Here is a 12,212-nt window from a genome sequence, read left to right on the forward strand (position 1 = left end):
GGCTGGGTTGAGAAAACGGCTGCTTAACGCACCACGTCAAACGCCGTGTATTCGTTCACGTAATGCGTCTGGCTCGACGTCGATTCCAGGGTCAGGGCAACGCCCAGGTCTTCGATAAATACGCGTGAGGTTTTGTAGTCACCCTGGTCGCAGGCCAGTTTGATCGCGTCGCCCGTCAGCGCGGCAAACACCTGGCGTGCCGGAATGCGCGCGCCAATCGTGCAGGTCAACGACGTCTCGATGGGCTTGTCGGTGGGGCGGGCGGGCAGGTTGACCATGCGCAATTGCGCTGTCAGCGTCTGGCCCGGCGTCCAACTGGCCGGCACCTTCAGCTCGGCTTCACGGGTTTGCAGCACCCGGCCATCGCCGACGCCGTTCATTTTCGATTTCAACTGGATCAGGTCCGCTTGGGTCAGGCGATCCACGTTGAAGGTCTGGCCGTAGACCTCGTTCTTCACCAGCAAACCACCTTCGGCCTTGAACGTGACCGACGTCGGCAGGTCTTTGCTACCGTCGCCTTTCTTCGACAGGTAGGTGTAGCTCAGCGTCTTGAATTTCGGCTGCAGCAGCGGTGCGCCAAGGTGCTGGAGCACGTTGGCCGGCACCTCGACATCGCTGATATTCACCTCGGCCTGCGTGCGCGGGTAGTCCACCGGCGCGATGTCTGGCCGCAACCGCGCCAGCAGCCCGGCGTTGACGCCGCCCTGTACCGAACAACTCACCCGCGACTGCGTGCCTTGCTTGCCCTCCGGCTCGACGATCAGCACGCGCTCCACCTGGCGCATGCCCGGCGCCTTGCCCGGTTGGGGTTTGATGCGTTGCCAGCCTTCGCCCACCTTGAGCTCGCTGCGGGTGTATTCCCTGTCGCCTTTTTGCAGCGCCCCGGGTTGTTCCAGCAGCGGCGCGAGACGCTGGGCGACGTCGTCCACACCGCCGTCGACAATAAAGCCCCAGTAATAAAACAGCCCCAGCGGCCCGAGGTCGGTGACTTCGTCGCTGTAGGACAACAGCTTCAAACCGGCGATAGGCGGCGCGCTGACCGGCACCTGGTTGGCGTTATGGTCGGCACGGTTTCTGACCGCGATCCAGGTGAAGTTTTTTTCCTGCTTGAGCGGCGCGTAGGCCTGCCAGGCGTCACGGTGGGTGTTCAGGCTGCTGAAGAAACTGGCATCGCAGCGGGTGAAGGCCTTGAGCGTGTCGGTCAGCGCGGCATCGGCGGCGTGGGCGAAGGTGGGTAGCAGCAGGGCGGTGGTCAGGGCTGCGGCGGAAAACGGCAACTTCATGGGGCGGGATTTCCGTATCAAAAAGGCGAGAGACAGGGCGAGGCATTATCCAGCAGTTGGGCGGCAGGCTCTAGTTGGCCGCGCGGGTCAGGCGCAAGCGCCAATTGCCGCCGTGCTGGGCGTGGCAGGCTTCTTCTGAGTCAAGGTGCACACAACGCTTCAGCGGCACCGGCGGGATGTCGGCGGCGTGCAGGGCGATCGCGGTGAGTTCGCGGATGCGTGCATCCACACCTGTCGCCAGGGCCTGATCCTTGTTGGCGCGGGTGTCGAAGACCCAGGTGATGATCAGGCTCTGGGGGAAGTCGGCGTAGTTGACGGTGTGGGTCAGCCAATCGAAGCCCGGGATTTCCGCCTTGGCGGTTTCGCACGCTTCGGTGAGCGCGGCGACCAGGCTGCGTTCGATGCGGGCGCTGTCACGTTTTGATAGGGCCACGGAAAGCTCCATTAGAAAGCAAGGGCCGCAGGTTAGCAGGGTATGGGGGCAGTTTCAGCCGTGGCGAAGAACCCGCTTTGGGGGTGTGGGCCGATAGTCACCGCGTCGCGCCGAACACCGTGAACGGGCAGTCCCCCACCGAGCTTGCCCGGCAGACGCCTTCCGGGGTCCAGTTCGAACCTTGTGCTTTAGGGCGCACAGGAAAGCGCTGAGACATTCTCAAAAAAGCAAATTGCTCCGGCCCCTCATAATCACAGGCCACGAAGTAATACTCGCGCTCACCTGGGCCTGCCTGACCTGTTCGGATTGCGGCTGACTCGAACTTCATACCCTTGAGGTAGTGTTCTTCTGCAAGGGGATTTTCACCTTTCCACCCGCTGCCCGGTGCAATGGCGAAATAGCTATAACCTTGTGCCTCCTTGGTCTGCTCAATACTCCCAACGGCTGGGCACATGTTGGGGGCAGTTGGCGCAATAACGCTTGGCGTGCAGGCTACAAGGCTGGTCAGTACCGTCATGAGGGCTGTGCAAAGCGCCAGCGTATTTGAGCGGGAGTTGGGCATGATGAGGTCCTCGGTTGGCGTGTATTCACTCTGAACGCCAGTGGTCAAGGCGGGTACTGTCATGTCTGACAGTTCTACAGATGGATTTGGAATAACCATCGCGGCGTTGACGCATTTGCCTGAGCATCACGCCTGATGCCTTAGCGCACTGATGATGAATGCATGCAGGCTGTTAACCGCCTTGGACCCTCGCGAGGCTCGGCTGCGTAGAATCGACACCTCCATAGGCTCGATGCTTCCCAAACCCTGCTCACTGCCCAAGACCTGAAGCGATGCCTGCACGGTGCACTGCGTGATCGCGGCAATCGCCAGCCCGCCTTCAACGGCCGCCACCTGGCCTGCCAGGCTGGAGCTGTTGTACACCACCTTGAACTGGCGGCCCTGCTGGGCCAGCGAGTTCACCGCATAACGCCGCGCCAGGCTGGCGCTTTCGTACACGGCAATTGGCAACGGGTCGCGCCGCCACAGTTCGAACTGCGGCGAACCCACCCAGACCATCGGCTCGTGGAACAGAAACGTGCCGCTTTGCGGCGAGTCTCGGGACACCAGTGCCAGATCAAGATCGCCACCGCGCAACTGTGGGATGAGCGTGGTCGATTGTTCGCAGGTCAGTTCGATGTCCACTCCCGCGTGGCGAGGCGCATAGCGTTTGAGCAGCGGCGTGAGGTACTTGGCGGCGTAGTCCTCGGCGACGCCCAGGCGGATGCGCCCCGTCAACGCTTCCCCGTGAAACGCCGCCTGGGTTTCGGCGTGCAGCGCCAGCATGCGCCGCGCGTAGCCCAGCAACGTCTGGCCGTCATCGGTCAGTTGCAGGTGGCGTGGGCCTCGGTTCAACAAGGGCCGGCCCAGCGCGGTTTCGAGTTTTTTCATCTGCATGCTCACGGCCGACTGTGACCGGTTGACCTCATGGGCCGCGCCCGACAGCGAACCGGCGTCCACCACCGCGACAAAACACTTGAGCCAATCAATCTGCAAATCGCTGGAAGGCATCGCACGGACCTCTATTCGTTAATCGAATGACAGTGGCGTGAATTATGCGCTTTTCAGGGTGGTTGTTCCCTCGCAAGATGCAGGCATCAATCAACCTCTACCGGACCTGATCATGCCCTTCGACACCTGGCTGCTGTACCTCATCACCTGCATTGGCATCGCGGTCGTGCCGGGGCCCAATGCTTTGCTGGCGCTGACCCACGGCGCGATTCACGGGCGGCGCCGGACGCTGTTCACCATCAGCGGCGGCGTGCTCGGCTTTGCCCTGGTGCTGTCGCTGTGCGCGTTGGGCCTTGGCGCGCTGATCCAGGCGTCGGCCGGCTGGTTCACGGCCTTGAAGATTGGCGGCGGGCTGTATCTGGTGTGGTTGGGCTTCGGGCTGTGGCGATCCGCGCCCGTCAGCCTGGAGATGGCTGGCGTGCCAAGCCTGCGGCGCTGGTCGCTGTTCCGCCAAGGGTTGGTGTCGGCGCTTTCGAATCCCAAGGCATTGCTGTTGTTCACGGCGTTTATTCCGCCCTTTCTCGATCCCCACAGGAACCTTATCGCGCAGACGGCGGCGATTGCGCTGACCTACGCCGTGGTGGAGTTTTGCGTTGAGTACATGGTGGCCAGCGCTGCGCATCGGGTGCGGCCTTGGTTGGCGCGGACTGGGCGGCGGTTCAATAAAGTCTGTGGTGGGTTTTTTGTGGTGTTTGGGTTGGCGTTGCCGATCCACAGTTGAGCAAGGGCAGAAGAAAGCGGTCACCGCCGAACGTCTCCCTGTTTCGCGTGGTCACAGCTTTGCTGATAACCTGCTAATAGCTCAACGCCAGCTCCCCGGAGCCCACCCATGAAAACCCTACGCACCGCCTTCCCGGCCGCCTTCCCCCGTGGATCTTCCCGCGACTCGGAAACCGCTCTGTCGGACATCGAGTTCCTGCACCGCATCAGCCTGGACCTGATCGGCGAGCAAGACCTCGAAGCCCTCTACGGCAAGATCGTCGATGCCGCCGTGTCCATCACCGGCTCGCAATTCGGCACCATGCAGCTGCTCTGCCCCCAAGGCCATCCCTCCGGCCATGGCGGCGAACTGCAACTGCTGTGCTCGCGGGGCTTGCCGCCCGAGGCCGTAGGATTCTGGCAATGGGTGAGCCCAATGGCCTACAGCAGCTGCACCATGGCCCTGCAACTGGGCCAGCGCGCCATCATCCCCGACTTCGAAGAATGGGCCGACATTGCCGGCACCGAAGACCTGATCGCCTTCCGCCGCGCGGGCATCCGCTCGGCCCAGACCACCCCCTTGCGCTCGCGCGACGGGCGCCTGCTTGGCATGATCTCCACCCACTGGAGCACGCCGCACCAACCGTCCGAACGCGACCTGCGCCTGCTCGACATCCTCGCACGCCAAGCCTCCGACCTGCTGGAACGCACCATCGCCGACGAAGCCCTGCGCGACGCCGAAGCCCAACTGCGCGCCCTCAACGAAACCCTTGAACAGCGCGTGGCCGAACGCACCGCCATGCTCATGCAGGCCGAAGAAAAACTGCGCCAATCGCAAAAAATGGAAGCCGTCGGCCAACTCACCGGCGGCCTGGCCCACGACTTCAACAACCTGCTCGCCGGCATCTCCGGCGCCCTCGAACTGATGAACCGGCGCATCAGCCAAGGCCGTCTCAGCGACGTCGACAAATACATGGTCGCCGCCCAAGGCTCGGCCAAACGCGCCGCCGTCCTCACCCAACGCCTGCTGGCCTTCTCCCGCCGGCAAACCCTGGAACCGCGCGCCACCAACGTCAACACCCTGATGTACGGCATGGCCGAACTCATCCAGCGCACCGCCGGCCCCGGCATCCAGATCGAAACCCTCGGCGCCGTTGACGCCTGGACCGCTTTCGTCGACGTCAGCCAACTGGAAAATGCCCTGCTCAACCTGTGCATCAACGCCCGCGACGCCATGCCCGAAGGCGGGCGCATCCAACTGCAAACCAGCAACCACTGGCTCGACGCCAACACCGCCCGCGCCCACGACCTTGCCGAAGGCCCCTACCTGCGCCTGAGCGTCAGCGACACCGGCACCGGCATGTCGCCAGACGTCATGGCCCACGTGTTTGAACCCTTCTTCACCACCAAACCCATCGGCCAAGGCACCGGCTTGGGCCTGTCCATGATCTACGGATTTGCCCAACAGTCGGGCGGGCAGGTGCACATCCAGTCCGCAGTAGGTGAGGGCACCTGCGTGTCCCTCTACCTCCCACGCCACCACGGCGCGGCGCCGGGGGATGAACTGACGCCGGGGCAAACCACGATCGAAGTCGCCCAACATGGCGAAACCGTGTTGTTGGTGGACGACGAATCCACCGTGCGCATGCTCCTCGCGGATGTGCTCGGGGAATTGGGCTACACCGTTATCGAAGCGGCGGACAGCGCGGCGGGGCTGAAACTGCTGCGCTCGGATGTGCACATTGACCTGCTGGTGACGGACGTAGGCTTGCCGGGCGGGATGAATGGGCGGCAGATGGCGGAGGCAGGGATGGAGCTGCGGCCGGGGTTGAAGACGTTGTTTATTACCGGGTATGCGGAGAATGCGGTGATGGGGTATGGGCAGTTGGGGGCGGGGATGGGGGTGTTGACGAAGCCGTTTGCGGTGGAGGTGTTGGGGGGGAGGGTTAGGGAGTTGTTGGGGAGGTAGGGTTAGTCGGCAACGTTTAGTCACGGAGGCACTGAAAGTTTCGTAGCGGGTGCCTAATCGCCGAGTCGATATATGCATTCGACTCAGCGGTCTATGAGGCTACTGAATTGAAGGGCTAGTCATCGGGCAGTGCAGGGCGCTTTGCGGTCGAGCAGTTTTGCTGTCATGAGCACACCTAACTCACTCAATTGGTGAATCGCCAGTGCAATGTCACGATGTTTACCGCTCAAATCCTCAGATAGGTCCAGTAGCAGAGAGCTGACTGAGGTGAAGGTCTCATAGCTGTTGGTGATGAGCGCTTCATTGCTTGCATCTGGAGCAACGCTAAATAGAAAACTCGAATCGTTAACCATCGTTAAGTTCCTTACCTGATGCCACTACCCCTTCGCTACTAATCAAAAGGGCGGTAGCTGTACGCAGGTTAGTAGACCGGTGGAACCTAACAAAACCGGCGCGCCCTAGGGCGCCCTGCGCACAGCCACCATCAAGCACAGACGGTAAGGTCTGACAGACGAAGCTCATGCACTTGTTAGGTTAAACCGTGGGCTACTAAACCCGATCACCGAGAAATTCAGCGACCGCGCAACCTTAGATTCGACCACCCCAGCACACAAGCCGGCGGATTCTGACGCAGGCGTAGGCAACGGAGCAAGGTGCCGGATGGCTTTGGGACTTATCCCTGTTTCAACTGCGCAAATGCTAGACGCGGAGGCTGAGTTTTTGCGCCATTGCTGTAGGTATTGATCGGGTTTCCTGTAGCCCCTTTCTGAATTTCAATCCCGCCTTCCAATCCCCGCCGAATCAGAAATCGCCGCTTTTATATTCCGACCTCTTCGTTATTTCGAGGTTGGAATTGCGCCATGTTAAAGACCCATATCAACCCGCGACTCAGCGACCACGCGAGCCTCAAGGCCAGGTACCTCAGCGGGGCATCGCCGATGGCCGTGCAGAAGTTCGATGCGCTGAACGCGCACTTGCCCCGGCTTTTTGTCGATGCTGGCCACATGATCATCGTGCCGAGCAACACGACTCTGGAAAGCACCGCCGAAGAGGCTTGGATGATGCGGGAGGCGCAAAGGATCAGCCGTTCGCTGGAGCTTGACCCGTATGTGGCGGAGATCACCGCCGGTGAATACGATTTGCTGCAAAGCGTATTGGGTTACACCTCGTTGGGCATCGGCAGTGCGGCGTCTGCCTGGAGTACGCATCTGAAGGACGTGCGCCACACCATCGAGCAGATTCAGCAGGCTTATGCGCGGTACAAAAGTGGCGGGGTGGACCGGGAGACGTTTTTTCGGCAACGCGAGGTGTTGTTGAAACAGTTGAATAACCAACTGCAGGGCGCGGCGCGGTTGGGCACGGGGTTGCGCGGTGGTAGTTCGTTGAGGTGGATTCTGGGGATCTCTACCAAGCGTTTTATGAGTAAAGGGGAGATCAGGGGTTATGCGGAGCGTCTTGAGCGTATGGCGGGATTAGCGCGGCATTTGCGCAAGGGGACTTATATCGGGTTGGCGTTGGATGTGACGGTGGCGGGGTTGGAGGTGAAGGAGGCGTGTACGTTGGGGCGGGAGGAGCAGTGTCGCAAGGCGCAATTCGTGGAAAGCGGGAAGTTGGTGGGCGGCGTCGCAGGGGCATACGGCGGGGGAATGGCCGGAGCGAAGATTGGGCCAGCGTTGTGTCGTTTGTTTCTGGGCATCGCGACAAAGGGGGCAGGGGGACTGTATTGCAGTGTCTTAGGCGGCGCTGCCGGCGGTTATTCGGCCGGAAAAGGTTTGGGTGTTGTTGGCGCAGAACTGGGTGAAGAACTGTATTTAGGTGTTGATCTATGGATATAGCCGGCTACAGGTTCATCACCTGGCTCGTGGGCGTTGAGTCACTCGTTGGTGTGGCGTTGCTGCTGTACACGCACTATTTCAAGCTTGAAATGCTGGAGAAGTATTTTGAGAACAATGAAATTGTTCAACTGAACAAGCAACGTTGGCCGGGCAATCGGCCGATGGATAAAGCACTGCGCATGGGGCAGATTTCCTGCTTTTTGACGTTTCCAAAAAGTTATATCCGGCTAGGCGATGTGAGCGAAAAGGAGGTTGCGTCAGTTCCGCTCTCTCTCAAGCGCTGGGTGATATGGCCGGAGCTTTTTTGGCTTCAAATATTTATGTGGATGGGGATTCGTTACGTTCTATACGCGTTGTAAAAACAACCGTGCCACTCGGGGCTTATGTCGGGTTGGCGTTGGATATGACGGTGGCGGGGCTGGAGGTGAAGTGCTGTAAATGGGTGTCGACTTATGGATCTGACAGGCGAAAAACTCATCACATTGCTCATTGGTGTTGAGTTTCTGATTGCGATACCGCTGGTGCTGTACGCGGATTACGTGAAGCTTCCAGAGCTGGAAAAGTACTTTGAAGGCAACGAAATCGTCCAGCTCAACAAAGTACGTTGGCCAAGCAAATTGCCGATGCATAGAGCGTTCCGTATGGGGCAGATTTCTAACTTTCTGTCGCTTTCCAAACGCTATATCCGCTTAGGGGATGTCACCGAAGCGGAGGTTGCCTCCGTTCCGCTCTCCCTCAAGCGTTGGGCGACGTGGCCGTATTACTTTTTGTACCAGGTGTTTATGTGTATGGGGCTTCATTACGTCTTGTACAAGCTGTGAAGACCGGTGGAGCCTAAAGCCGGTGCGCCCGAGGGCGCCCTGCGCACAGCCACCATCATGTGGGTGATGATTTATGGATATAGCCGGCTACCGATTCATCACCATCCTCGCCTGTATCGAGATCATCATCGGTTGTGCACTGCTGCTGTATTCGCATTACTTCAAGCTTGAAAAACTGCAAAAGTATTTCGAGAACAATGAAGTGGTTCAACACAATAATCGTATTTGGTCGGGCAATCGGCCCATGGATAGGGCGATGCGGATGGGGCCCATTTCGCTGTTCCTGACTTTTCCAAAAAGTTATATCCGGTTAGGCGATGTCAGCGCAGAAGAGATCGCCTCCGTTCCGCTATCTCTAAAGCGTTGGGCGACTTGGCCGGATTACTTTGTGATCCAGGCATTTGCGTGGGTGGGTATTCGTTACGTTCTATACGAGCTGTAAAAACAACTGTTGCAACCGTGCCACTCACAGTGGCACGGCTGATAACCCAGCTAACCGCAAAAACCTAAACCGTCACCACAATCTTGCCGATCTGCTGATTCGCCTCCAAAAACCGATGTGCGTCCTGCACCTCGTCCAACCCAAACGTCTTGGCAATCACCGGCGCCAACGCCCCCGAAGCCAGCCCATCCACAATAAACGCCTTAGCCCGCGCCAACGCAGCCGGGTCAGCCACAATCTCCGCGTACAAATACCCCTTCAGCGTCAAACATTTGCCCAGCACGGTAAACAAAGGAAACGGCGTCGGCTCCGCGCTCAGCGCGCCGTACTCCAGCAAAATCCCGCCCTGGGCCATGCTCTGGGTGAGCGATTCAAAGCCCGGCCCGCCAATCGGATCGAACACCACGCGGGCACCTTGGCCGTTGGTGAGCGCCATCACGCGTTCCACCAGGTCTTCTTCATCGCTGACGATCACGTGCGCGGCGCCGGCTTCCAGCAATGCCTGTTTTTTCGCACGGGTGCGGGTCACGGCGATGGCGGTGGCGCCGACGCTGCGGGCGATCTGGAAGGCGGCGAGGCCGACGCTGCTGGAGGCGGCGGTGACCAGCACGACGTCGCCTTGGGTCAGCTTGGCCTGTTCCACCAGGGCGCCCCAGGCGGTGACGTATTGCATCCACGACGCGGCGGCTTGGACGAAGCTGAGGTTTTGCGGGTGTTTGACGGTGAGGTGGGCGGGCACGTTGGCCACTTCGCCGTAGGTGCCCCAGCGGGCAATGTCGAGCGGCGGGATGACGCTGACGGCATCGCCCACCTGCAAGTCGCGCACGTCGGTGCCGATTGCGCTCACCACGCCAGCCGCTTCATAGCCGAGGCGGCTGGGGAATTCGGCTTCTTGCAGGTAGGCGTGGTTGCGGAACATCACTTCAGCGCGGTTGAGGCCGAAGGCCTTGACCTGGATTTGCACTTCATCGGCCGCCGGCGCCGGGACGTCGATGTTTTCCAGTTGCAAGACGCTTGCGTCGCCGTAGGCGTGAATCCTGACAATGCGGGCCATGGGGTTGATCCTCGGTGTTTATCAATGTGGCGTTCAATTTAGGCGTGGGACGGCGCGGGATAAAGGCCTAGGATGGCGCAACACTAGAAACAATGGGTTTCCAATGGATCGTCTTACCTTGATGGCCACGTTCGTCAAAGCCGTGGAGCTGGGCTCGTTCAGTGCGGTGGCGGATGAGTTGAACCTGTCGCCGCAACTGATCGGCAAGCAGGTGAAGATGCTGGAGCAGCACTTGGGGGTGTCGCTGCTGCACCGCACCACGCGCAAGCAGAGCCTGACCGACTTTGGCCGCACCTTCTACCAACGCGCCAAGCTGATCCTGGCGGACATGGACGCCGCCGAAGAAATGGCCGCCGTAACCCGTGGCGTGCCCAGCGGGCGCTTGCGCATCAACGCGCCGGTGACATTTGGCGTGAGTTCGTTGGCCCCGCGTTTGCTGGAGTACATGGTCAAGTTTCCCCAGGTGGCGGTGGACCTGACCTTGTCCAATGAGCTGGTCGACCTGGTGGAGGATGGCTACGACGTGGTGTTCCGCATCGGCGAATTGGCTGACAGCGGCTTGAAGGCCTTGCCCCTCAAGCCCTATCAGATGGTGCTCTGCGCGGCGCCGGCCTATTTGGCCCGTCGCCCAGTGATCAGCAGCCCATGGGATTTGCAGGAGCATGAATGCTTGGCGTTTGCCTATTCGGACGGGCGCTCACACCTGCACTTCGAAGGCCCGCAAGGGCGGGTGGAGGTGCCGATTACAAGCCGTTTGACGATTAATCAGGGTGATCCGCTGCTGTCGGCGGCCGTGGCGGGGTTGGGCGTGGTGTTGTTGCCCCAGGAATTGGTGCATGACGCGCTGCGCAAAGGCACGCTGCTGGCGTTGCTGCCGGACTACACCGTGCCGGCCTCGCCGATGAACCTGCTGTATGCGGCGGATCGACGGGTGACGCCGAAGGTGCGCAGTTTTGTCGATTTTGTGAAAGGCGCGTTTGGCCGGGATCTCATGAAAACAGCCCCTTGAGGCCTATATCGGTCTACCATGCGACCCCCGGCAGTGGTTCCACGCGCTACCGATCCTTCTTTTATAGGTACTGCCCATGTCCATCGACCAAATCAGCCTGCCCAAAGGTGTCGGCCCCCACGCCAGCAAGCTGCTGGACGCCATCACCGGCGCTTCCACCCACGAAGAACTCAACCGCGCTGGCGGCAAGGCCGAAGGGTTTGTGCTCGGCCTGGAAGCGACCAAGGCCATCAAAAGCCAGATCGCCGAGGCGTTGTATGTGGTGTATGACGATGCGGCGGCGCATCGGGCCAGTGAATTGAAGGGCTAGTCCACCCACCTTTGTGGCGAGGGAGCTTGCTCCCGCTGGGCTGCGCAGCAGCCCCAAAACCTGCCAGCGCGCAGAATCAGGTAAAACTCAGTGGCCGATGGGGGCGCTTCGCACCCCAGCGGGAGCAAGCTCCCTCGCCACAGGGGAAGCTGCGGCGTTCTACCGTAACGAAAACCACCACGCGGTGGTGTAACGTCGCAGGCTCCAACACATAAAGTGTCCAAGGAGTGCACATGACATTGACCGTCAAAACCCTGCTCGACCTGGCAATGGCCAACCCGATCAACGCCGAGATCACTGCACGCCTGCCGACCCTCGGCCTGGACCAGTGCTTTCTCACCGCAGGCTGCCTGTTCCAGGCGGTGTGGAATCACCAGTCGAACCTGCCTGCTGCCCAGGGCGTAAAGGACTACGACGTTTTTTACTTCGACACAGACCTGTCCTACGAAGCCGAGGACGCCGTGATTCGCGCGGCTGAGGGATTGTTCGAGGGCCTGGGCGTCAACGTTGAAGTGAAGAACCAAGCGCGGGTGCACCTTTGGTATGGCCAGCGCTTTGGCCGGCCGTATCCGCAATTGCACACGGCCCGGCAGGGGATTGACCGCTATCTGGTGGCGGGCACCTGTATCGGCCTGGAAGTGGCGACGGGCGAGGTGTATGCGCCGTATGGTTTGGCGGATGTGGAGCAGGGTGTGCTGCGGATCAACCCGTTGCACCCGGAGCCGGAATTGTTTGCGCGTAAGGCCAGGAGTTATCAGGAGCGGTGGCCTTGGCTCCAGATTGTGGGGGCCACTTAGCACCGAGG

15 protein-coding genes are annotated in these 12,212 nt (G+C 60.4%); 9 read left to right on the forward strand and 6 right to left on the reverse strand.

Translation table 11 applies throughout. From position 1 onward, the window contains the following. Window positions 1-23: 23 nt before the first annotated feature. The 4 genes from ACU688_RS04140 to ACU688_RS04155 all read right to left on the reverse strand — a co-directional run bounded on the left by ACU688_RS04140 (window position 24) and on the right by ACU688_RS04155 (window position 3,268). On the reverse strand, window positions 24-1,283 hold the full coding sequence (locus ACU688_RS04140; protein ID WP_448183742.1) for a hypothetical protein: 1,260 nt from the start codon (window positions 1,281-1,283) through the stop codon (window positions 24-26). Between the two features lie 70 nt (window positions 1,284-1,353). Beyond that, on the reverse strand, window positions 1,354-1,716 hold the full coding sequence (locus ACU688_RS04145; RefSeq protein WP_448183743.1) for a hypothetical protein: 363 nt from the start codon (window positions 1,714-1,716) through the stop codon (window positions 1,354-1,356). Between the two features lie 97 nt (window positions 1,717-1,813). Continuing rightward, a complete protein-coding gene (locus tag ACU688_RS04150) occupies window positions 1,814-2,341 on the reverse strand; it encodes a hypothetical protein (protein ID WP_448183744.1) in 528 nt (175 codons plus the stop codon). A gap of 63 nt (window positions 2,342-2,404) precedes the next feature. After that, a complete protein-coding gene (locus tag ACU688_RS04155) occupies window positions 2,405-3,268 on the reverse strand; it encodes a LysR family transcriptional regulator (protein WP_448183745.1) in 864 nt (287 codons plus the stop codon). A 112-nt stretch (window positions 3,269-3,380) separates the two neighbouring features. On the opposite strand from ACU688_RS04155, the gene ACU688_RS04160 reads away from it, so the two are divergent. Further along, the gene (locus ACU688_RS04160) at window positions 3,381-3,989 is read left to right on the forward strand and encodes a LysE family translocator (protein ID WP_448183746.1); all 609 of its coding nucleotides are present in this window, start codon (window positions 3,381-3,383) and stop codon (window positions 3,987-3,989) included. Between the two features lie 108 nt (window positions 3,990-4,097). Then, window positions 4,098-5,936: an ATP-binding protein gene (locus tag ACU688_RS04165; RefSeq protein WP_448183747.1), complete on the forward strand. Its 1,839-nt coding sequence runs from the start codon at window positions 4,098-4,100 to the stop codon at window positions 5,934-5,936. A 119-nt stretch (window positions 5,937-6,055) separates the two neighbouring features. Here the strand turns inward: ACU688_RS04165 and ACU688_RS04170 are convergent, their stop codons facing one another. Then, complete coding sequence (locus ACU688_RS04170; RefSeq protein ID WP_305430660.1) at window positions 6,056-6,289, reverse strand: DUF6124 family protein; 234 nt, start codon at window positions 6,287-6,289, stop codon at window positions 6,056-6,058. A gap of 507 nt (window positions 6,290-6,796) precedes the next feature. On the opposite strand from ACU688_RS04170, the gene ACU688_RS04175 reads away from it, so the two are divergent. From ACU688_RS04175 to ACU688_RS04190, 4 genes are all read left to right on the forward strand, one after another. Next, window positions 6,797-7,771 (forward strand): hypothetical protein, encoded by a 975-nt coding sequence (locus ACU688_RS04175; RefSeq protein ID WP_448183748.1) that lies wholly within the window; start codon window positions 6,797-6,799, stop codon window positions 7,769-7,771. Further along, window positions 7,762-8,130, forward strand: a complete 369-nt coding sequence (locus ACU688_RS04180) for a hypothetical protein (protein WP_257781844.1) — start codon at window positions 7,762-7,764, stop codon at window positions 8,128-8,130. The genes ACU688_RS04175 and ACU688_RS04180 overlap by 10 nt, the downstream gene beginning before the upstream one ends. A gap of 93 nt (window positions 8,131-8,223) precedes the next feature. Beyond that, on the forward strand, window positions 8,224-8,592 hold the full coding sequence (locus tag ACU688_RS04185) for a hypothetical protein (protein WP_448183749.1): 369 nt from the start codon (window positions 8,224-8,226) through the stop codon (window positions 8,590-8,592). A gap of 73 nt (window positions 8,593-8,665) precedes the next feature. Next, window positions 8,666-9,034, forward strand: coding sequence for a hypothetical protein (locus tag ACU688_RS04190; RefSeq protein ID WP_448183750.1), 369 nt, complete (start codon window positions 8,666-8,668; stop codon window positions 9,032-9,034). A 64-nt stretch (window positions 9,035-9,098) separates the two neighbouring features. On the opposite strand, the gene ACU688_RS04195 is transcribed toward ACU688_RS04190, so the two are convergent. Beyond that, a complete protein-coding gene (locus ACU688_RS04195; protein WP_448183751.1) occupies window positions 9,099-10,088 on the reverse strand; it encodes a zinc-dependent alcohol dehydrogenase family protein in 990 nt (329 codons plus the stop codon). 103 nt (window positions 10,089-10,191) lie between these two features. Between ACU688_RS04195 and ACU688_RS04200 the strand changes: the two genes are divergently transcribed. The 3 genes from ACU688_RS04200 to ACU688_RS04210 all read left to right on the forward strand — a co-directional run bounded on the left by ACU688_RS04200 (window position 10,192) and on the right by ACU688_RS04210 (window position 12,204). Continuing rightward, window positions 10,192-11,097: a LysR family transcriptional regulator gene (locus ACU688_RS04200; protein WP_448183752.1), complete on the forward strand. Its 906-nt coding sequence runs from the start codon at window positions 10,192-10,194 to the stop codon at window positions 11,095-11,097. 76 nt (window positions 11,098-11,173) lie between these two features. Beyond that, window positions 11,174-11,407: a hypothetical protein gene (locus ACU688_RS04205; protein WP_448183753.1), complete on the forward strand. Its 234-nt coding sequence runs from the start codon at window positions 11,174-11,176 to the stop codon at window positions 11,405-11,407. A gap of 233 nt (window positions 11,408-11,640) precedes the next feature. Continuing rightward, a complete protein-coding gene (locus tag ACU688_RS04210; RefSeq protein WP_448183754.1) occupies window positions 11,641-12,204 on the forward strand; it encodes a nucleotidyltransferase family protein in 564 nt (187 codons plus the stop codon). Window positions 12,205-12,212 lie beyond the last annotated feature (8 nt).

It is taken from the genome of Pseudomonas acericola (SeqCode) (assembly GCF_053456465.1).

Excerpts from the sequence above, each read along its gene's own strand:
- ACU688_RS04200 (WP_448183752.1), top strand. The coding sequence starts at position 10,192 with ATGGATCGTCTTACCTTGATGGCCACGTTCGTCAAAGCCGTGGAGCTG.
- ACU688_RS04140 (WP_448183742.1), bottom strand. The coding sequence starts at position 1,283 with ATGAAGTTGCCGTTTTCCGCCGCAGCCCTGACCACCGCCCTGCTGCTA.
- ACU688_RS04185 (WP_448183749.1), top strand. The coding sequence starts at position 8,224 with ATGGATCTGACAGGCGAAAAACTCATCACATTGCTCATTGGTGTTGAG.
- ACU688_RS04175 (WP_448183748.1), top strand. The coding sequence starts at position 6,797 with ATGTTAAAGACCCATATCAACCCGCGACTCAGCGACCACGCGAGCCTC.
- ACU688_RS04190 (WP_448183750.1), top strand. The coding sequence starts at position 8,666 with ATGGATATAGCCGGCTACCGATTCATCACCATCCTCGCCTGTATCGAG.
- ACU688_RS04180 (WP_257781844.1), top strand. The coding sequence starts at position 7,762 with ATGGATATAGCCGGCTACAGGTTCATCACCTGGCTCGTGGGCGTTGAG.
- ACU688_RS04160 (WP_448183746.1), top strand. The coding sequence starts at position 3,381 with ATGCCCTTCGACACCTGGCTGCTGTACCTCATCACCTGCATTGGCATC.
- ACU688_RS04205 (WP_448183753.1), top strand. The coding sequence starts at position 11,174 with ATGTCCATCGACCAAATCAGCCTGCCCAAAGGTGTCGGCCCCCACGCC.
- ACU688_RS04150 (WP_448183744.1), bottom strand. The coding sequence starts at position 2,341 with ATGACAGTACCCGCCTTGACCACTGGCGTTCAGAGTGAATACACGCCA.
- ACU688_RS04195 (WP_448183751.1), bottom strand. The coding sequence starts at position 10,088 with ATGGCCCGCATTGTCAGGATTCACGCCTACGGCGACGCAAGCGTCTTG.
- ACU688_RS04170 (WP_305430660.1), bottom strand. The coding sequence starts at position 6,289 with ATGGTTAACGATTCGAGTTTTCTATTTAGCGTTGCTCCAGATGCAAGC.
- ACU688_RS04210 (WP_448183754.1), top strand. The coding sequence starts at position 11,641 with ATGACATTGACCGTCAAAACCCTGCTCGACCTGGCAATGGCCAACCCG.
- ACU688_RS04165 (WP_448183747.1), top strand. The coding sequence starts at position 4,098 with ATGAAAACCCTACGCACCGCCTTCCCGGCCGCCTTCCCCCGTGGATCT.
- ACU688_RS04155 (WP_448183745.1), bottom strand. The coding sequence starts at position 3,268 with ATGCCTTCCAGCGATTTGCAGATTGATTGGCTCAAGTGTTTTGTCGCG.